The sequence below is a fragment of the Streptomyces sp. NPDC057302 genome (genome assembly GCF_042667685.1).
Taxonomy (GTDB): Bacteria; Actinomycetota; Actinomycetes; order Streptomycetales; family Streptomycetaceae; genus Streptomyces.
Window position 1 is genome coordinate 13,426 of the sequence record NZ_JBHUZJ010000061.1, and the last position, 18,853, is coordinate 32,278.

At 69.9% G+C, this 18,853-nt stretch carries 16 protein-coding genes; 6 read left to right on the forward strand and 10 right to left on the reverse strand.

Translation table 11 applies throughout. The features are described from left to right. Window positions 1-109: 109 nt before the first annotated feature. The 7 genes from ACFUPX_RS31845 to ACFUPX_RS31875 all read right to left on the reverse strand — a co-directional run bounded on the left by ACFUPX_RS31845 (window position 110) and on the right by ACFUPX_RS31875 (window position 6,718). The gene (locus ACFUPX_RS31845) at window positions 110-766 is read right to left on the reverse strand and encodes a ScbR family autoregulator-binding transcription factor (RefSeq protein WP_383330502.1); all 657 of its coding nucleotides are present in this window, start codon (window positions 764-766) and stop codon (window positions 110-112) included. Between the two features lie 8 nt (window positions 767-774). Then, entirely contained in the window at window positions 775-1,608 is an 834-nt protein-coding gene (locus ACFUPX_RS31850) for a BTAD domain-containing putative transcriptional regulator (protein WP_383330505.1), read from the reverse strand. Window positions 1,609-1,894: 286 nt separating this feature from the next. Next, complete coding sequence (locus ACFUPX_RS31855) at window positions 1,895-2,545, reverse strand: ScbR family autoregulator-binding transcription factor (RefSeq protein WP_383330509.1); 651 nt, start codon at window positions 2,543-2,545, stop codon at window positions 1,895-1,897. Between the two features lie 63 nt (window positions 2,546-2,608). Continuing rightward, the gene (locus ACFUPX_RS31860; protein WP_383330512.1) at window positions 2,609-4,201 is read right to left on the reverse strand and encodes an acyl-CoA carboxylase subunit beta; all 1,593 of its coding nucleotides are present in this window, start codon (window positions 4,199-4,201) and stop codon (window positions 2,609-2,611) included. Window positions 4,202-4,318: 117 nt separating this feature from the next. After that, the gene (locus ACFUPX_RS31865) at window positions 4,319-4,522 is read right to left on the reverse strand and encodes an acyl-CoA carboxylase subunit epsilon (protein ID WP_383330515.1); all 204 of its coding nucleotides are present in this window, start codon (window positions 4,520-4,522) and stop codon (window positions 4,319-4,321) included. Window positions 4,523-4,663: 141 nt separating this feature from the next. After that, window positions 4,664-5,896 carry a cytochrome P450 gene (locus ACFUPX_RS31870; RefSeq protein WP_383330517.1) on the reverse strand — a complete coding sequence of 411 codons (1,233 nt, stop codon included), beginning with the start codon at window positions 5,894-5,896 and terminating at the stop codon, window positions 4,664-4,666. Between the two features lie 138 nt (window positions 5,897-6,034). Further along, on the reverse strand, window positions 6,035-6,718 hold the full coding sequence (locus ACFUPX_RS31875; protein WP_383330520.1) for a ScbR family autoregulator-binding transcription factor: 684 nt from the start codon (window positions 6,716-6,718) through the stop codon (window positions 6,035-6,037). 406 nt (window positions 6,719-7,124) lie between these two features. On the opposite strand from ACFUPX_RS31875, the gene ACFUPX_RS31880 reads away from it, so the two are divergent. Then, a complete protein-coding gene (locus ACFUPX_RS31880) occupies window positions 7,125-9,077 on the forward strand; it encodes an acyl-CoA dehydrogenase (protein ID WP_383330523.1) in 1,953 nt (650 codons plus the stop codon). 15 nt (window positions 9,078-9,092) lie between these two features. On the opposite strand, the gene ACFUPX_RS31885 is transcribed toward ACFUPX_RS31880, so the two are convergent. Further along, a complete protein-coding gene (locus ACFUPX_RS31885; protein ID WP_383330526.1) occupies window positions 9,093-9,497 on the reverse strand; it encodes a hypothetical protein in 405 nt (134 codons plus the stop codon). Between the two features lie 1,062 nt (window positions 9,498-10,559). Beyond that, window positions 10,560-12,029 (reverse strand): MFS transporter, encoded by a 1,470-nt coding sequence (locus tag ACFUPX_RS31890; RefSeq protein WP_383330529.1) that lies wholly within the window; start codon window positions 12,027-12,029, stop codon window positions 10,560-10,562. Between the two features lie 146 nt (window positions 12,030-12,175). On the opposite strand from ACFUPX_RS31890, the gene ACFUPX_RS31895 reads away from it, so the two are divergent. The 5 genes from ACFUPX_RS31895 (at window position 12,176) to ACFUPX_RS31915 (ending at window position 17,909) form a co-directional block, all read left to right on the forward strand. Beyond that, window positions 12,176-12,739 carry a TetR/AcrR family transcriptional regulator gene (locus tag ACFUPX_RS31895; protein WP_383330532.1) on the forward strand — a complete coding sequence of 188 codons (564 nt, stop codon included), beginning with the start codon at window positions 12,176-12,178 and terminating at the stop codon, window positions 12,737-12,739. A gap of 151 nt (window positions 12,740-12,890) precedes the next feature. Then, window positions 12,891-13,226 (forward strand): hypothetical protein, encoded by a 336-nt coding sequence (locus ACFUPX_RS31900; protein ID WP_383330535.1) that lies wholly within the window; start codon window positions 12,891-12,893, stop codon window positions 13,224-13,226. A 293-nt stretch (window positions 13,227-13,519) separates the two neighbouring features. Continuing rightward, complete coding sequence (locus ACFUPX_RS31905) at window positions 13,520-15,040, forward strand: glycosyltransferase (RefSeq protein WP_383330611.1); 1,521 nt, start codon at window positions 13,520-13,522, stop codon at window positions 15,038-15,040. Then, window positions 15,037-17,259, forward strand: coding sequence for an ArnT family glycosyltransferase (locus tag ACFUPX_RS31910; protein ID WP_383330537.1), 2,223 nt, complete (start codon window positions 15,037-15,039; stop codon window positions 17,257-17,259). Before ACFUPX_RS31905 ends, ACFUPX_RS31910 begins: the two co-directional genes overlap by 4 nt. A 497-nt stretch (window positions 17,260-17,756) precedes the next feature. After that, window positions 17,757-17,909: a winged helix-turn-helix domain-containing protein gene (locus tag ACFUPX_RS31915; RefSeq protein WP_383330613.1), complete on the forward strand. Its 153-nt coding sequence runs from the start codon at window positions 17,757-17,759 to the stop codon at window positions 17,907-17,909. Window positions 17,910-18,221: 312 nt separating this feature from the next. Here the strand turns inward: ACFUPX_RS31915 and ACFUPX_RS31920 are convergent, their stop codons facing one another. After that, complete coding sequence (locus ACFUPX_RS31920; protein WP_383330540.1) at window positions 18,222-18,803, reverse strand: TetR/AcrR family transcriptional regulator C-terminal ligand-binding domain-containing protein; 582 nt, start codon at window positions 18,801-18,803, stop codon at window positions 18,222-18,224. Window positions 18,804-18,853 lie beyond the last annotated feature (50 nt).

The window sequence follows — 18,853 nt, forward strand, 5'->3', positions numbered from 1 at the left end:
GTACGGACGGAAAACATGACAGACCTTATGACGGAATTCATGACGGGCTTTAGGGCGGGCTCTGGGGCGGGCCTTGCGGCGGGGGGGGGGCGGCGGGGCGGTGCGCGGTTCAGACCGCCCACATGCCCTGGGCGGCGTATTCGGCGTGCGGCCAGGTCCTGACCGCGGGGGCGCCGGGGGGCACCAGGCTGGGCACCGTCAGGTCCCACAATGCGCCGACCCGGTGGCGCAGTTCGGCGTAGGGCATCGCGGTCTGCGACATCACCTCGATCACGCAGACCGCGGCGGCCACCAGTGTCTCGGGGCCCTCCGGCCGCGGCCGGAGGCGCAGTTCGCCCGCCTCGCGGGCCTGGCGCAGCAGTTCCCAGACGGTGCGGATCCAGACCCCGTGCAGGTCGCCGGCCGGGGGCAGGTGCCCGGCGCGCTCGCGGGCGATCCGGAAGCCGGCCCGGACGGCCGGCTCCTCCTGGAGTGTGCGGGCCAGCCAGTAGGTGAGGTCGATGAGCGACTGCAGCGGCGAGACGCCCGCGGCCCTGAGCTCCGCCACCGCACCGTCCAGGAGATCGTGGCCGCGGCGCAGCACCGCGTGCGCGAGGTCCTCCTTGGAGGTGAAGTGGAAGTACAGGGCTCCTTTCGTCACTCCGGCCGCGGCGGCGATGCCGCTCAGGCTCGCGTTCGCGTATCCGTGGCGATGGAAGAGCTCGGCGCCGGCGTGCACCAGGCGTTCGCGGGTCCGTTCCGATCGTTCCTGTACCCCACGCACCATCGCGGCGCTCAGCTCACGCGGGCGAAGCGCTCGCCGCCGGTCTTCTCCGGCTGCGCCGGGGCCTCGGGGCCGGTCACCAGGATCGCGCGCTGCACCCTGCGCAGCCGGGCCGAGGGCTCGATGCCCAGGTCCCGTACGAGCGTGCCGCGCAGGCGCTGGTACACATCCAGCGCCTCGCCGCGGCGCCCCGCCCCGTGCAGCGCCAGCATGAACTGGGCGTGCAGGTTCTCGTGCGTGCGATACCGGCTGACCAGGACGGTGAGTTCGGCGAGCAGCTCACGGTGGCGGCCGAGCCGCAGGTCGGCCTCGATGCGCTGGTCCAGGGCGCACAGCCGGCTCTCCTCGAGCCGCTTGGCCTCCATCTCCAGCTGCGCCCCGGTCTGTACGTCGGCGAAGGCGGATCCCGACCACAGGCCGAGCGCCTGGCGCAACTGCTGTGCGGCCTCCCGGAAGTCCTCGCCGTCCATGGCCCGGTATCCCATGCCCGCGAGCCGCTCGAACTCCCGGACGTCGCTGGCGGCGCCGCCCCGCAGCAGATAGCCGCCGGGCAGGGTCACCAGTACGTCCTTGGCGCTGCGCCGCGGCTGCCCCTGGGGCGGTTCGTCCTTCTCCAGGGCGACAGCGATGAGCTCACGCAGCTGTAACACATAGGTCTGCAGCGTGGTGCGCGCGCTGCGCGGCGGTGTGGTGGCCCACAGCTCCTCGATGAGCGAGCCGACGGGCACCACCTGGTCGGCATGGAGCGCCAGGAGGGCCAGGACCTGTCGCGGTTTCGGTGCGGTGGGGGTGATGGACACCCCGTTCTCCCTGACGGCCAACGGACCCAGTACGTCGATCTCCACGCCGACTCCCCCATCCCTGTGCGGTTCTAGGCACCCCACGATTACAAAACAGGACGGACGGTTTGTCAATACTAAACCGTTCACGCTGTTTTTATGGGAGGGACCCGGCGGCCACCCGCACCCCTTTATGCCGATACACCCCGGCATATTGCCCCAACAAGCGTGCTGAATACAGTAGTTGAGGGTTCGAGCAAGGCGGCGCTTCGCCCCTCCGGGCCCCGGGCGGGGCGGCGCATCCCTCCCGCGCGGGCGCCAGAACGGCCACAAAGCAGACCGGACGGACTGTTTATGTGGGGGGCTGGCGGCGCGAGGGATGGGCACCCAGGCGTGTGCCTGCGGGCTTGACCTGTTCCAGGACCCCGGGCGCCGCGAGCCGGGGCAGCATCAGCTCCCAGAACGGCAGGAGCCGGCCCCTGGAGGTCCAGTCGCGGTCCTTCGCCCCGAGCATCTCAAAGCCCGCCATGGCCGCCGCCACGACGGTGGCGGCGTCGGCCGCGGGCACCCCGGCGGCCAGTTCGCCCTCGCGCTCGGCCTCCTGCAGCACCTGTTCTATCCAGTGCTGCCACTGCCCCCGCAGGTCGACGCTGCGCTCCCTGAGCGCGGCGCAGTTGCTCAGCTGGAACCCGGCCCGCACCACCACGTCCTGGTCCAGCCTGCCCATGAGGTAGTACGTCGCGTCGACCAGCCGCTGCAGCGCGCCCGGCCGGCCGGCGTCCGAGCGGCCGATCTGCCGGATGACCTCGGCGGCCTCCTCCTCCACCGCGCGGGCCAGCGTGCTCTTGCTCTCGAAGTGGAAGTGCAGCGCGCCGTTGCTCACCCCCGCCCTCCTGCTGATGGTGGTGAGCGAAGCCGGTATGAACCCCTCCCGGGCGAATGCCTCGGCGGCGGCCTGCACCAACAACTCGCGCGTGCGCGCCGCACGCTCCTGCTTCACCATCGGGGGTCTCCTGATCGCGGGGAGGCCGGCGGCGCGGCCGCCGGCCTCCCCCTGGGCGTACGGCTATTGCGGCGGGTTGCCGTGCTTGCGGGAGGGCAGTTCGGCGTGCTTGTTGTGGAGCATGGCCAGGGACTTGATGAGGACCTCGCGGGTGGCGGCGGGGTCGATGACGTCGTCGACCAGGCCGCGCTCGGCGGCGTAGTAGGGGTGCATGAGTTCGGCCCTGTACTCCTTGACCATCTTCTGGCGCATGGCCTCGGGGTCCTGGGCGGCCGCGATCTGCCGGCGGAAGATGACGTTGGCGGCGCCCTCGGCGCCCATCACCGCGATCTCGTTGGTGGGCCAGGCATAGGTGAGGTCCGCGCCGATGGACTGGCTGTCCATCACGATGTACGCACCTCCGTACGCCTTGCGCAGGATCAGCGAGATCCGCGGCACCGTCGCGTTGCAGTACGCGTAGAGCAGCTTCGCGCCGTGCCGGATGATCCCGCCGTGCTCCTGGTCCACCCCCGGCAGGAAGCCGGGCACATCCAGCAGGGTCACGATCGGAATATTGAACGCATCACACATCTGAACAAACCGAGCCGCCTTCTCCGAGGCCTCGATGTCCAGAACGCCCGCCAGGGACTGCGGCTGGTTGGCGACGATGCCCACCACCTTGCCGTCCAGGCGGGCCAGCGCGCAGACGATGTTGCGCGCCCAGCGCTCGTGAACCTCCAGGTAGTCGCCCTCGTCGACGAGTTCCTCGATGACCTTGTGCATGTCATACGGACGGTTGCCGTCCGCCGGGACCAGATCGAGCAGGGCCTCCGAGCGGCGCCCGGCCGCGTCGCCGCTCACGTGAGATGGCGGATTTTCGCGGTTGTTGGAGGGGAGCATCGCGATGAGGTAGCGGACCTCGGCGAGGCAGGTCTCCTCGTCGTCGTAGGCGAAATGCGCGACGCCCGAGGTCGCGGCGTGCACGTCCGCGCCCCCCAGGCCGTTCTGGGTGATCTCCTCGCCGGTGACGGCCTTGACGACGTCGGGTCCGGTGATGAACATCTGGGAGGTCTCGCGGACCATGAAGACGAAGTCGGTCAGGGCGGGGCTGTAGGCCGCGCCGCCCGCGCACGGGCCGAGCATCACCGAGATCTGCGGGATGACGCCCGAGGCCTTGGTGTTGCGCTGGAAGATGCCGCCGTATCCGGCGAGCGCGGAGACGCCCTCCTGGATACGGGCGCCCGCGCCGTCGTTGAGGGACACCAGCGGGGCGCCGGCCGCGATGGCCATGTCCATGATCTTGTGGATCTTCGTGGCGTGCGCCTCGCCGAGCGCGCCGCCGAAGATGCGGAAGTCGTGCGCGTAGACGAAGACCGTGCGGCCCTCGACCGTGCCCCAGCCGGTGATGACACCGTCGGTGTAGGGCTTCTTGGCCTCCAGGCCGAACCCGCTCGCCCGGTGCCGGCGCAACTGCTCGACCTCCTGGAACGAACCCGCGTCCAGCAGCAGCTCGATCCGCTCACGCGCGGTCAGCTTGCCCTTGGCGTGCTGGGCCTCGGTCGCCTTCTGGCTCGGGCCCGCCTGCGCCTGCACCCGGATCGCGTGCAGCTCCGCCACCCGCCCGCGAAGGTCGGCCGGCTCCGCCCCGGCCGGGGCGGGGGAAATCATCGTCTCCATGACAGATCCCTTCCTGGGGCCAGGCCGAGAGGGTCCGGTCCCGGGGTCCATACGGACAGTGTAACAAACCGTCCATGCGGTTTACAGATGGGGGGGTGGTGCCGTCGGGGGCCCGGGTCACTGCCAGCTGCGCGGGGCGCGGTAGCCCGGGTTCTTCCACCAGCGCGACCCGTTGAGGGGGCGGCGCCCCTGCCCGTGCCCCGGCTCCGCGTCGTCACGGTGCAGGGAGAGCAGCACGACGGTGAGCGCGGCCAGCTCTTCGTCGCTGGCCTGCCCGCGCTCGAGTCGCAGCACGGCCTGAGTACTGTCCGGATTGCCCATTTGTTCCTCCTTTGCTGTGCGGTCACGGTCGGGCACCCCCCTCAAGGACTGCTCTCGCTCCGCTGGAAGGCCGACACAGAAGAACTCCGTATCCCCTGGGGGGGGATACGGAGTTCGTCGATCAGCTGTCTGGCGCGCGGGTCAGCCCGGGTTCCCGTGCAGCTGCACGGGCAGGGCCCCGTAGCCGTTCATCATGAACGTCCTCATCGGTTCGAGCTCCTCCTTGGGGACGCCGAGCGTCACGTCCGGGAACCTCGCGAAGAGCTGGGCCAGGGCGGTGGTCGTCTCCAGCCGCGCCAGCGGGACGCCCATGCAGTAGTGGGCGCCGTGCCCGAACCCGATGGTGTCGCGGCGCCCGGTGCGCAGGACGTCGAACACCGCGGTGTCCGGCCCGTGGTACGCGGGATCGAGACCGGCGGCGAAGTTGACCAGGATCGGGTCCCCCTTCTTGATCAGGACACCGTCCAGCTCGATGTCCTGCACCGCGAACCGCATGGGCGAGAAGGCTCCCGGGCTGTGCATCCGCATCGTCTCGGCAATCACGTCGTCCCAGTCGGCGCGCCCCTCCCGCACGTGGGCCAGCTGCTCGGGGTGGCACAGGAGCTGGCCCACCGCGTTGGTGATCAGGGTGCAGGTGGTGTCCTGCCCGCCGGCCAGCAGGAGATTCAGCGTGCCCAGCAGCTCCTGTTCGGAGAGCCCCTCGCCCTTGTCCCTGACCTCGAGCAGCCCCGACGTGAGGTCGTCACCGGGCTCGACCCGTTTGAGCGCCACCAGTTCACCCAGCAGCTGGAAGACCAGCCCCTGGGCGGCGGCCATCTCCTCGCCCGTCGCCGAGCTGTTGAAGACGGTGTGCATCGCCCCGGCGAGGCTGTCCCTGAGCCGCGCGGGGACCCCGAACAGCTCGCTGATCACCCGCATGGGCAGCAGCGCGGCGAACGAGGCCCGCAGATCGGGCCGCGCGCCGGCCGGCAGCGCGGCCAGCTCCTGCAGCAGCTCCGCGGTGAGCCGCTCGACCCAGGGCTGGAGCTCCTTGGTGCGCCGCGCGGTGAAGGCCGCCGCGACCAGCCGGCGCAGCCTGGAGTGCTCCTCGCCGTAGGAGAACAGCATGTTCTCGTTGGACACCCACGGATAGAGCGGCCAGTCCGCCGTGATGCGCCCCTCGATGAAGGCCGGCCAGTGCTGGCGGGCGCTCTTGGAGACACGCGGATCCACCAGCAGCTGCTTGATGTCCGCCTGCCGTGTGATGGCCCAGGCGATGACACCGCCGGGCAGCTCCACCTCAACTGCTCCCCCCTGTGCCCGCAGCATCGCCGCCTCACCGGCGTGATCCCTCCCCAGCACATCCAGGGTGTACGGGCATGCAGTTGCTTCCATCAATGCACTCCGTTCGTTTGTCGTGACGTTTGTCGTGACGTTTGTCGTGACGTTTGTCGTGACGCTTGACGCTTCGACACACACGCACATCAGGAGGGCACAGCCCACCCCCCGATGGACTACGACGGGAGTGTTCGCTCAGAGAGACCGGGCCCGGCTTGCCTCCGCCTCTTCCTGGGCCTTCATCGCTTCCTCGTACACCTCCTGGCCCCGCTCGGGCCTGAAGTCCAGCTGTACGAGCACCCCCGGCACTGCAACGGACGTCATCAGGTACTGCTGCAGCTCCGACACCCGCGCCAGCATGTCCGCATGTCCGGTCATGATCTTCGACATGATCTGGACCCCGGTGAAGCAGCTGGCGAACAGCCGTGCCGCAGCGGCCACATCGATGTGCGGCAGCAGTTCCCCGTCCGCCTTCGCCTTGCCCAGCACGGCTTCGTTGACATCCAGCCACGCCTGGATGGGCACCTGGCGGTCCAGGCCGTCCCGCACGCCCTGCTCGACGGTGAGCCGGACACTGCCCCGCACCAGGGAGTCCCCGCGGCTGAGCAGGTAGGCCATCACCAGGGCCGAGTCCAGCCCCTCCTGCAGGGTCAGCTCCCGGCGAGGGATCGGGGGCAGCGAACCGACCTGGGCGGCCAGGACCGCCTGGGCGAGCTCGTCCTTGGACGTGAAGTGAAAGTAGAGCGCGCCCTTGGTCACGCCGGACCGCTTGAGGATCTCGGAGATGGTCGCGGCCTCGTACCCGACCTCGTCGAACACAGCAGATGCCGCCATGAGGATCGCCTGCCGTGTCCTGATGGCCCGCTCCTGCTGTGCCACAACATCCTCCTACCAGTCCGGCGCCGGCGGATCAACAGAACACGGGAAAAGAAACCGGCACGTACGTATCTTAGTGCGTTCCGCCTTTCTGGACTAGGGCATTCCGCTGTCCTGCCGCACCGCGGTGACACTCCCGGCCGGGCATGCGGTCCTCCAGGGCCCTCCGGCAGGGCCGTTGGCAAGAGAATAAAACCTGGCGACCGGTTTTCCAATGGCTTCTGTGGAATCCGTTGGGACCGTCAAGTTCCGTTTGTCCGGGCGGATTACCCGACCGGGATATCCATTTTGATCTTTGACACCCCCACGAAGGTCAAGCGTCAGTAAAGAGTCTTGTAAAAAACCGGTAGGTCAGTATCTTATTGGCGACCTTGACCTTGACCCATTCATTCGAAGCCGAGGCAGTGATATGACCTTGCTGACGATGCAGAAGATCGCGCTCGAGGCCGCGGACGGCCCGCAGGCCAGACCGGCCCTCACCGACGGGCCCTGCGGTCTGGGCCTGCTCCAGCTGGTCGCCGGGCCGGCCTCACCCGCGGCGGACGAAGCGCAACCTACGGCGGCACCCCTCGTCGCCGAGCTGATGCACCAGCTGTTCGATCCCGCCGACAGGGCCCCGATACACGGGCGGTGGCGCGACCTCATCGCCCGCAAGGAATTCCGTCACGTCCCCGGCCTCACCACCGCCGAGCGCACCGAACTCTCCTACCGCCGCCTGCGGCTGGTGAACGACACCGTCGTCAGCGCCGAGCAGCTGGCCCGCGATCCGCGCCAGCTGGCCGGCCTGCATGAGTGGACCGCGGCCTCGGACGGGGCGCTGTGCGCGCTGGCGAGCATCCACTACAACCTGTTCCTGGGCAGCCTGTACGACCACGACGCGCGGGAGGGCCTGTCCCCCTACACCTCCATGCAGCGCACAGGAACGTTTCTCTGCTCGGAGCTGGAGCACGGCAACGACGCCCCCGCCCTGCAGACCACCGCCGAGTTCGACCGCGCAGGCGGGGGCTTCGTCCTGAACACCCCCGGCCCCGCCGCGCAGAAGTTCATGCCCAACACCAGCTCCACCGGCGGCCCCAAGAGCGCCGTGGTCGCCGCGCGGCTGGTGATCGACGGTGAGGACCACGGGGTCTTCCTGTTCCTGACACCGCTGAGCGATGAGGCCGGAACGCTGCCCGGGATACGGGTGCGCCGGCTTCCCGACCGGATCGGCAACCCGGTCGACCACTGCCTCACCTCCTTCGATCACGTCCGCCTGCCCCGCGAGGCCCTGCTGGAGGCCGACCACGGGCGGCTGAGCGATCAGGGGGTGCTCAACAGCAGCATGGGCAACCGCCGCAAGCGGTTCCTCCAGTCGATCGCGCGCGTCACCACGGGCAAGCTCTGCATGAGCGCCGCGAGCGTGGGCGCCTCCCGGGCCGCCCTGAGCATCGCGGTGCGCTACGCGCACCACCGTCACATCAGCGGTCCCCGGGCCGGTGAGCGGGTGCCGCTGACCGCGCACCGCAGCCACTACGGCCGGCTGCTCAAGAGCCTGGCAACGGCCTACGCCATGACCTTCCTGCACCGGACCGTGACCGACCGGTGGGCCGCGCACACGCCCGAGAACCGGGTGGAGACCGAGCGCCTGGTGGCCATCGCCAAGGCGTGGATCACCTGGCAGGGCCGCACCATCATGATCGAATGCCGTGAACGGTGCGGCGCCCAGGGGCTCTTCCCCCTCAACGGCCTGGCCGACCTCCAGCTGGACGCCGAGGGCTCGGTCACCGCCGAGGGCGACAACCTGCCGCTGTGGATCAAGGCGGCCGCCGAGATGGTCTTCGGCCACCGGACCGAGCGCCTGGACGCCCGCCCCGCCTCCCCCCAGGGCCAGGACCTGAGCGACCTGGCCTTCCTGCGCGACCTGCTCGCCGAAGTCGAGGGCCTGTGGCAGACCCGAGCGTGCACCGCACTGCGCCAGGGACGCCGGGGCGACCCGCTCGGCCGCTGGAACGCCGCCTCGTCCTCGGGCCTGGAGATGGTCTCCGCCCACGCCCGCCTCCAGGCCGCCGACGCGTTCATCGCCGCCATCGCCCGCACGGCCGACCCCGCCGCCCGCTCCCTGCTCCAGGACCTGTGCCGCCTGTTCCTGCTCCAGGAGATCAGCCACCACACCGGTGATCTGCTGGCCGCGGGCCACCTGTCGGCCGACCACATCCACGCACTGCCGCCGGCGATCGACGCGCTCCTGCACGCCCTGGCCGAGCACCTGACACCCCTCGTCGACGCGTTCGACCTGCCCGAGGAGTACCTGGCCGCCATCCCCATCGCCCACAGCTCCTACGCCATGAAGGTCAGCGACTTCCTCGAGGCCTCGCCCAACTGACGCCCCCCGGCCGCCTCATCCTTGCCCAACGTGCTCCACCCTCTGTCGCGCCTCGTGGGCCCAGGCCCCCAGCGGCAGATACAGGAACGGCGCATCCTTCGCCAGCAGCTCCAGGACGACCGGGGCGTGCCGGCTCGCCCCGACCACCAGAACGGCCCCGGCCTGATGGACATACAGCCCCGCCCGCCGGTCCACCGCCTCGATGTCCAGACGGGACTGCTCGATCGCCCGTGACTCCCAGAGCCGCATGTGCCGCGGCAGATTGCGCGCGTGGCTGGTACCGGGCCAGCTGATCCTGCGCAGCGCATCGAACGTACGCAAGGGCAAGGCGTCGCTCGCCCCAAGGACGCCTGGGTGGAGCACTCCCCCGTCCCGCGCCGCGTACGCGATCTTCGCGGTGACCCCGGCAAGCTGCGCCACTCTCAGCAGACTCCAGGGTTTCGTCCGTATCACCCGGGCCATCTCCCGCCACCCTCCCTCTGCTCGCCCCCGGCCCGAGCCTACGGCTCCAGGCCGAATTCCCGGGACCCAGATCGCCGCAGTCCCCCCGGACACCGCTCCTTCTCCACTGCGCCTCCAGCGCACGTCGAGCAGTGCTGCAGCGATCCTCAAACGCGAGGGGAAAGCGGACTGTCTCACCCTCAGATAAAGGGGAGACAGTCCGCTTTCCCTCACGCCCATCACGCTCATGGCGCTTATTGCGCTTAATGGGCCGGCGCCCGCAGTTCCGGCCCTGCCCGACAAGATCTCCGTACGATTCCAGGCGTTTCTCGAGTTCCTCTACCGGCCGTGGCAAAGGCGGGCCCATTTGCCGCGGAAGACCCTTTGGACAGCGGGCGCAGCACACACCCGCATCCCCCTGAAGCCGTGAGGGAAGCCGGCCGGAATCACGGCCACCGCGGCCATCACGGCCACCGCGGGCGGCGCGGCTATCGCGGGCGGCGCGGTTATCGCGGGCGGCGCGGGCACCGTGTCGGGCGGCGTCGAGTGCCTGCCGCCGCTTTTCCGGTCACCGCAGAGGCGCAGGGCGGCGCAGTGGGGGTATCGGATCAGCGGCTGCAGCGGCTGCAGCGGCTGCGGGGCCCTGCCGGTGGGGCAGGCGCACGCGGGCATGCCCCTGCCTCCCCCGCCCGCGCCGCTTCGATCGCTCACCGGCGATCCGCACTCCCCCGGCCTGCACCTGCCGGGCGGCAGGCCGGCAGCACCCAGGCCGCGCCCTCAGCCGCCGGCCGTTCAGCTTGCGCCGCAGGCCTTCCGCCCGGCACCCCCAACTGCCGGCCTGAGCCCGGCCCGGAGTCCCTTCGATCGCATGCGTCGCTTCGGATACTTCGGCCGCTTCTTGCATCACTTCAGTTGCTTGTGCTGCTTCGGTTGCTTCAGTTGCTTCGGTTGCTTGTGCTGCTTCGGTTGCTTTGGTTGCTTGTGCTGCTTTGGGCTCTTCCCCGGCGGGGCCGCCTGCCGGCGCCGGCGGGCAGGCGGCCGTCAACGGCTGTTCGCGGGCGCCTCGTTCGAGGCGGTGGCCGCGCCGGGGGCGGTGGCATGCTGCGGCGCCGCGGCGCCTTCGGCGGGCGTGGACCTGGCCAGCCACAGGCCGGTGAACACGGCGGTGGCCAAGGTGACGGCGCCGGCCGCCAGGAAGGCGCTGTTGAGGCCGGCCTCGAAGGAGGCGCCGTCGGACTGCCGGGCGCGGACGACGGCTCCCAGGACCGCCACGCCGAGCACCGCGCCGATCTGCCGGGTGGTGCTGCTGATGCCTGACGCGAGGCCGCCTTCCTGCGGGCTGACCGCCTGGATGGCGGCTCCCGTCAGCGGGGACAGGGTCAGGGCGAAGCCGGCGCCGACCACCGCCATCCGCCACCACACGTTCCCGTAGCCGGTGTCGGCGTGCACCATGCCCAGCGCGAGCAGTCCCAGGCCGGCCAGGGCCAGGCCGGTGCTCACCACGATGCGAAAGCCGTAGCGGGCGGCGAGCCGGCCCGCGAACAGGCTGACGATCACCATGGCGAGGGAGAGCGGCAGGGTCTGCAGGCCGGCGCGCAGGATCGAGCTGCCCTGGACGGACACGAAGAACTGGGAGAAGAAGAACGACGAGCCCGTGAGCGCGAACCCCACCACGACCATGGCGGTGTTGGACACGGTGAACAGCCGCTGCCTGAACAGCCGCAGCGGCAGCAGCGGAGCAACGCGGCGCGCTTCGACGGCGACGAAAGCGGCCAGGAGTACCGCCGCGGCGGCCAGGCCGGCCAGGATCACCGGTGAGGTCCAGCCGCGGGCACCGCCCTCGATCAGCCCGTAGGTCATCGCCCCCACCCCCAGCACGGATAGCACCGTGCCGGGGACATCGATCGCCGGGGCACCGGGATTACGGGACTCTTCGAGGCTGCGCAGACCGACCAGCACAAGGACCGCGCCGATGGGCAGGTTGACCAGGAAGATGGCGGGCCAGCCGAAGGCCTGCGTCAGCACGCCCCCGGCCACCGGGCCTGCGGCCAGACCGATCCCGCTGAGTCCGGCCCACAGCCCGATCGCCTTCATGCGTTCGTGCGGCACGGGATAGGCGGCGGCCAGCAGGGCGAGCGAGGCGGGGCTCAGTGCCGCGGCCCCGATGCCCTGCAACACCCGGCCGGCGACCAGCCAGCCGACCGAGGGCGCCAGGCTGCACAGCACCGACGCGACGGTGAAGAGGGCCACGCCGCTCAGGTAGACCCGCTTGCGGCCGAACCGGTCGGCGAAGACACCGCCGGACATCAGCAGCATGGCCACCAGCAGTACATAGGCGTCGACGATCCACTGCAGACCGGTCAGCTGGGTGTGCAGCCGGTGCTGCATGTCGGGCAGCGCCGCTCCCACGATCGTGTTGTCGAGCAGGACCATGAACTGGCCCAGGCAGGTCACCGTGAGCAGCACGGTCCGGCTTCGTCGGCTGCCTACGGCCGCAGGCGATACCGCCATGGGGGGTCCTCTCCCTCGTGAGTCGCACCTCTGCACGGCCGACGTGGTCAGCCCCAGGATGCTCTAACGCAGTCGGCGACTGCGTTAGAGGACTATAGGGAGGGTCTCCTCATAAACGCAAGTCCCGGCTGCGTTAAGGTGGGGGCATGAACGAGCGACAGCCAGCCCGGCGCCCCGGCGGACGCAGCGCCCGCGTCGGCGCGGAGGTGCACCGGGCCGTCACCGCCCTGATCAGTGAGCGCGGTTACGGCAACTTCACCGTCGGCGAGGTCGCGGCCCGCGCGGGCGTGGCCGACAGCAGCATCTACCGCCGGTGGGGCAACCTGGAAACCCTGCTCACCGACGTCGCCCTGACCCGCCTCAACGCGCAGTCGCCGATGCCCGACACCGGGAGCCTGGACGGCGACCTGCGCACCTACGCGGCACAGGTCGCCCGCGAGATCACCGGACCCGACGGCCTCGCGGTGCTGCGCCTGGCCGTCGCCCTGTCCAACAACGGCCAGCAGGGCCTGAAGGCGGGCGAGGACCTGCGCGCCGAACGCACCCGGCAGCTGCAGTCCATGCTCGACCGGGCCCGCGAACGCGGCGAAGAGGCACCCGACGCGTTCGGCGTGCTGGACCACATCCTGGCCCCCATGTACATCCGCGTCCTGTTCGGCATGGACCTCACCCCCCACTACGTCGACGGACTGGTCGACCGGATGCTCTGACGCCGCCCCTTTCCCGCCGGGCCGCGCGAAAGCAGCGCCCAAGGCCCCTCAGGAGCACACCAACCGGAACACCACACGGCCCCGCGCGTTCCCCGCCCGGCCGGTGGACGGCAACCGCCGCGGACGCACCCTCGCAGACCAGACGCGCACCATGGCGCACACCCTCGCGGACCAGACGCGCGCCATGGCGCACCCCCTGCGCCCGCCGGAACTCACCGACGAGATCACCGCCCCGCACCAGCGGCCGCATCCCCGCGCCCTGCTCACCCAGTCCCGCCCCGGCCTCGCACCCCAGCCCCGCCCCGGCCTCGTACCCCAGTCCCGTCCCGGCCTCGCACGCGTCCTTGGGACGGAGCGGGCTCGCGGCTGTCCACGGCCGGCGCCGCCGAACCCGCGCAGCCCCGATCAGCACCCCGCACCCCGCACCCCGCACCCCGCTGACCGGCAGCCCGGACGCGCGATGCCCCTCCCGGCCAGGCCTCCTTGACCGGGCCAAGGACATAGAGCCACCCCCGCCGCAACACCTCGCGCGCACGGCCGGCGCATCTCGAGCGGGCATCGCGCGCACTTTGAGCCCGCCTCGATCGAACTACGACCCACCCCTTCCACCCTGAGCCGCAAGCTCCGACAGCAGGGAGGACTGGTGTGTCCAGCGAACAAGAGCACACGCCCGTAGTGGAGCGCCACCGCGGCATGTCGCCCCACCTCAGGGCCCGGGGCCGGATCCGGCCCGCCGATCCGGCCCCCGCCGGCCCGGAACGCCGGCCGGACCGCGAGCAGCTGCCCGTGCGCGAACATCTGCCCGTGCGCGAGCATCTGCCCGCGCGGGGCGGCGGCGTACCCGTCCTTGACGTCGTGGTCCCCGTCTACAACGAGGAAGAGGACCTGGAGAGCTGCGTGCGGCGGCTGCACGCACACCTGGCCCGCACCTTCCCCTACGGGCAGGGCGCATTTCGCATCACCGTCGCCGACAACGCCAGCAGCGACCGCACACCCCACATCGCGGCCCGGCTCGCGGATGAACTGGCCGAGGTGCAAGTCCACCGGCTCGACCAGAAGGGCCGCGGGCGCGCCCTGCGGGCCGTGTGGTCCAACTCGGACGCCTCCGTGCTCGCCTACATGGACGTGGACCTGTCCACCGACCTCAACGCGCTGCTCCCCCTTGTCGCCCCGCTCATCTCCGGGCACTCGGACCTGGCGATCGGCTCCCGGCTCTCCCGCGGCTCACGGGTGGTGCGCGGACCCAAGCGCGAGTTCATCTCACGGACATACAACCTGATCCTGCGCGGCTCGCTGCACGCCCGCTTCTCCGACGCGCAGTGCGGGTTCAAGGCGATCCGCCGCGATGTCGCCCAGCAGCTGCTGCCGATGGTCGAGGACACCGGATGGTTCTTCGACACCGAACTGCTCGTGCTCGCCGAACGGGCCGGGCTGCGGATCCACGAAGTACCCGTGGACTGGGTCGACGACCCCGACTCCACCGTCCACATCATGCGCACCGCGACCGAAGACCTCAAGGGCGTATGGCGCGTGGGGCGGGCACTCGCACTCGGCGCACTGTCACTGGACCGCCTCGCCCGGCCCTTCGGCGAGGACCCCCGCGACCGCCAACTCGAAGGCGTACCAAAGGGACTGGCACGACAACTGGTCGGATTCTGTGCGGTGGGAGCGCTCTCCACCCTCTTCTACCTGCTCCTGTACTCACTGCTGCGCCTCGGGCTGGGAGCCCAGCCCGCCAACGCCGCCGCACTGTTCCTCTCCGCACTCGCCAACACCGCGGCCAACCGGCGCCTGACCTTCAAGGTCCGCGGCCGGGACCGGGCCATGCGCCACCAGGCACAGGGCCTGGTGGTGTTCGCCATCGGCCTCGTACTGACCAGCGGCTCACTCACCGCACTGGACACAGCCATCGGCACCCCCTCACACGCCACCGAACTCACCGTCCTGATCGCCGCCAACCTCGCAGCCACCGTGCTGCGCTTCCTGCTGTTCCGCATCTGGGTCTTCCCAGACCCGCACCCCACCGACCAGCACAAGCACAAGCACGAAAACGAGCCCGAGCACGAGCACGAATACGAGTACGGGCACCTCGACCACGGCCACGGCCTCGACCAAAGCCAGGTCCACGGCCAAAGCCAGGTCCAGGGCCACGGCCAAAGCCAGATCCAGGGCCACGGTCAAAGCCACGACCAGGGTCAGGGCCTCGGCCAAAGCCTCGGCCAGAGCCAGGGCCTCGACCACGGCCTGGGCCTGGGCCATGTCCACGATCAGCGGCGCCACGACTCCGGAGCAGCTCGATGACCGTCACCGCACCCCCGCCCCCCTCCCCCTCCCCGTCCTCGCCTGCGGCCCCGCCCCCGGCCTCCCCCGCACCCGCGGACGCCCGCTGGGTACGGCCGGCGCTGATCGGGCTGCTGGCCGCCGTGGGACTCTCCTACCTGTGGAACCTGAGCGCCTCCGGCTACGCCAACCCCTTCTACTCCGCGGCCGCACAGGCAGGCAGCGAAAGCTGGAAGGCGTTCTTCTTCGGCTCCTCTGACGCCGCCAACTCCATCACCGTGGACAAACCGCCCGCCGCACTGTGGCCGATGGCCCTGTCCGTACGCCTCTTCGGCCTGGGCTCCTGGCAGATCCTGCTGCCCCAGGTACTCATGGCCCTGGCCACGGCCGGCATCCTCTACGCCGCGGTACGCAGACGCTTCACCGCGGCAGCCGGACTCATCGCCATCGCGGTACTGGCCACCGCGCCCGTCGCGGCACTGATGTTCCGCTTCAACAACCCCGACGCACCGCTCACCCTCCTGATGACCCTCACCCTGTACTGCGTGCTGCGCGCCCTGGAAGACACCCGCACCAAATGGCTCCTGTACGCGGGCGCCGCCGTCGGATTCGCCTTCCTCACCAAATCACTGCAGGCCTTCCTCATCCTGCCCCCGCTCGCACTCCTGTACGCGGTATGCGCACCCACACCCCTGCGGCGCAGACTCGCCCAACTCGCCTGGGCCACACTCACCATGACACTCTGCGGCGGCTGGTGGGTGGCACTGGTAGAACTGTGGCCCGCCTCCTCACGCCCCTACATCGGCGGCTCACCCAACAACTCCTTCCTGGAACTGACCTTCGGCTACAACGGCCTGGGCCGGATCGCCGGAGACAACGCCGGCAACGCCGGCGGAGGCTGGAGCTCCGGACACAGCGGCACCGGCCGGCTGCTGAGCACCAGCATCGGCGGCCAGATCACCTGGCTCCTGCCCGCCGCCCTGATCCTGCTGACCGCCGGACTCATCCTCACCCGCCGCGCCACACGCACCGACACCACCCGCGCCGCGTTCCTGGCCTGGGGCAGCTCACTCCTGGTGACCGCCGCCGTCTTCAGCCTCATGCAAGGCATGTTCCACGCCTACTACACAGTGGCCCTGGCCCCCTACATCGCCGCACTCACCGGCATGGGCACCACCACCCTGTGGGAACAACGCCACCGCCTCCCAGCCACCGCCACCCTCGCCACAACACTCGCCCTCACCACAACCTGGTCCTACACCCTGCTCGGCCGCACAGCCGACTACCTGCCCTGGCTACGCTGGGCCGTACTGGCCACCGGCCTGACCGCCGCACTCGTGCTACCACTCGCAGGACGGCTCGGCCAACAACCCGGAAAACAACCCGGCCAACAGCCCGGACAGCAGCCCGGAAAACGCTACCGACACCCACTCGGGCAACGGCACGGACACCAACTCGGCCTGGCCGCAGCTGGACTGGGGCTCGCCGCCGCACTCGCAGGACCCCTCGCCTACACCACAACAACCCTCAACCAGAGCCACACCGGATCAATCGTCACAGCAGGCCCATCAAACCCGGCCGGCGCAGGCACCACGGGAAACACAGACACCCCCGGCGACATGAACGAGCTGGACAGCACAGACAACCCGAAGAGCACAGGCAGCACACGTGACCCCGGCGACACAAACGCACCGAGCGGCACCAGCGACCCGAAAGACACAGACAGCACGAGCGGCACCAGCGGCACGAAGCCGGCCGGCGGCCCCGACCATCCCTCCGGCACCCAACAACCACCAGACAAGACAAGCACCCCACCCCCAGACGGCCAAACCCAAACCCAAACCCAGGCCCCGGCTCAGGGCGGCGCCGCCATGGACGCCCTCATCAACGGCCTCACAGTCAGCAGCAAAGTCAAAACCACACTCCTGACCGACGCCGACCACTACACCTGGCCCGCCGCCACCACCGGCGCCCAGATCGCCGCCAGCTACCAACTCGCCACCCAACACCCCGTCATGCCCATCGGCGGCTTCGTCGGCACCGACCCCACCCCCACCCTCACACAATTCAAACAACACATCACCGACAGAAAAATCCACTACTACATCGCCATCAGCCCAGGAGCCGACCCCGGCAACGGCACCACCACACAAATAACCCAGTGGATCACCACCCACTTCAAAAAAACCACCATCGACGGCACCACCCTCTACGACCTCACACACCCCACAACAACCTGACCCACCCCCCACAACCCGAAACCCAACCCACCACCACACACCAGCCCCCCCGGCAGCACACCCCCCACACCACACCCACCACCAAAAACAACAACACCCCGGACTCAACGTCCACGGCACCCCACACAGGACACCTGAAGCCTCGGACAGAGAGAAGGAAGACCATCCGCAACAAATCCACGAGCCCAGCCGCGAGACCGGGACCAAGCCTTGACATTCCCAAACTCACAGCAGGCAGCAACCAGAACACAAACAGCGCCGACATCGCCCGTGATACCTCCGGCCGCTGGCGCCATCCCGTGCGCCGGCATCGCATCCGAGCGGATCCCAACGCCGGGGGATGTGGCGAGATTCTGCCGTCTGCCGGCGGCATGCAGGGGCTGAAGCCGAAGGGACCCGCGAAACTGCCGAAGCTGTCAGACGAGCTGTTAGCCCTGCTGGAAACAGAGCTGGCCAAAGAGCCAGCCGCGCATGGCTGGCAAGATCAGCGGTAGACGCTGGAACGCGTCAGAACGCTGATCGGCCGCCAGTTCCCGGTCAGTTGCTCGATCGCGGGGGTGTGGCGGCTGCTGCACCGGCACGGCTGGTCTTGGCAGAACCCGGCCCGTCGCGCGCTGGAACGCGACGAGCGTGCGATCGAGCTCTGGTAGAAGGACGTGTGGCCGCGCATCGTCTTCGAGGACGAAGCCGGGTTCGCGATGACGCCGCCACACGCCCGCACCTGGGGCCGGCGGGGGCAGACTCCCGTAGTCAGAGTGCGTGGCTCCTCCCCCTCATGAATGAGGGGGCTTCTCGCTATGCCGGGTGGGCTTTGCGATGGACCAGCCCGGCCCGTAGAACGTTGAGTGCCCCAACGTGGTCGGCGTGCGCCTGGTGGCCGCAACTGACGCAGTGGATCTTCTCCTGGGTGGGCCGGTTGTGTGCCGATAACCCATGTGCGACTCGCCGGGGCGCCCGCACGCTCACTCCAGCGCTTCGCGCTCGCGCGCCGCCCTGATGGCCAGCACGTTGTCGACCAGTCGTAGAGCCTCGGTCTCCGGGTCCATAGGCAGGGTCAGCAGCGCACGCACGTAGGCCGGCGCCAGCACCAGTTCGAAGATGTCCATCCAGGTCAGCACGGTGGCACCGGCGGCGTCCAGGGTGGCCTGGATCTGCTGGATACGCGGCTCGGCGAAGCTTCGCGTGTCCTGCCCCTGATCGCCAGCCCGGAGCAGGGCCCGGAAGAAGGCGAGATGGCTGGGCTTGGTCAGGTCGCTGAGCAGGTTGGTGATCCATGCGTGCAGATCGGCCCGCAGGTCGCCGGTGGCGGGCAGCGGCGAACGGCTGTCCAGCTCGTCCACCACCGCGTCGATGATCAGACCGTCGGCGCTGCGCCAGCGGCGGTAGATGGTGGCGAGGTGGACGCCGGAGCGGGCCGACACCTCCGCGATGTCGACGGTGCCGTCGGCCGATTGGGCCAGCAGTTCGCGGGTGGCCGCCCGCACGGCCTCACCGGTGCGGGCAGTACGGCCGCCGGGGCGGGCTGTCCCTGATGCTTGCGTCACCGCTTCACTCTAACGCGAAACTCTTGTATTAGTGCGACCAAGGTGCATAC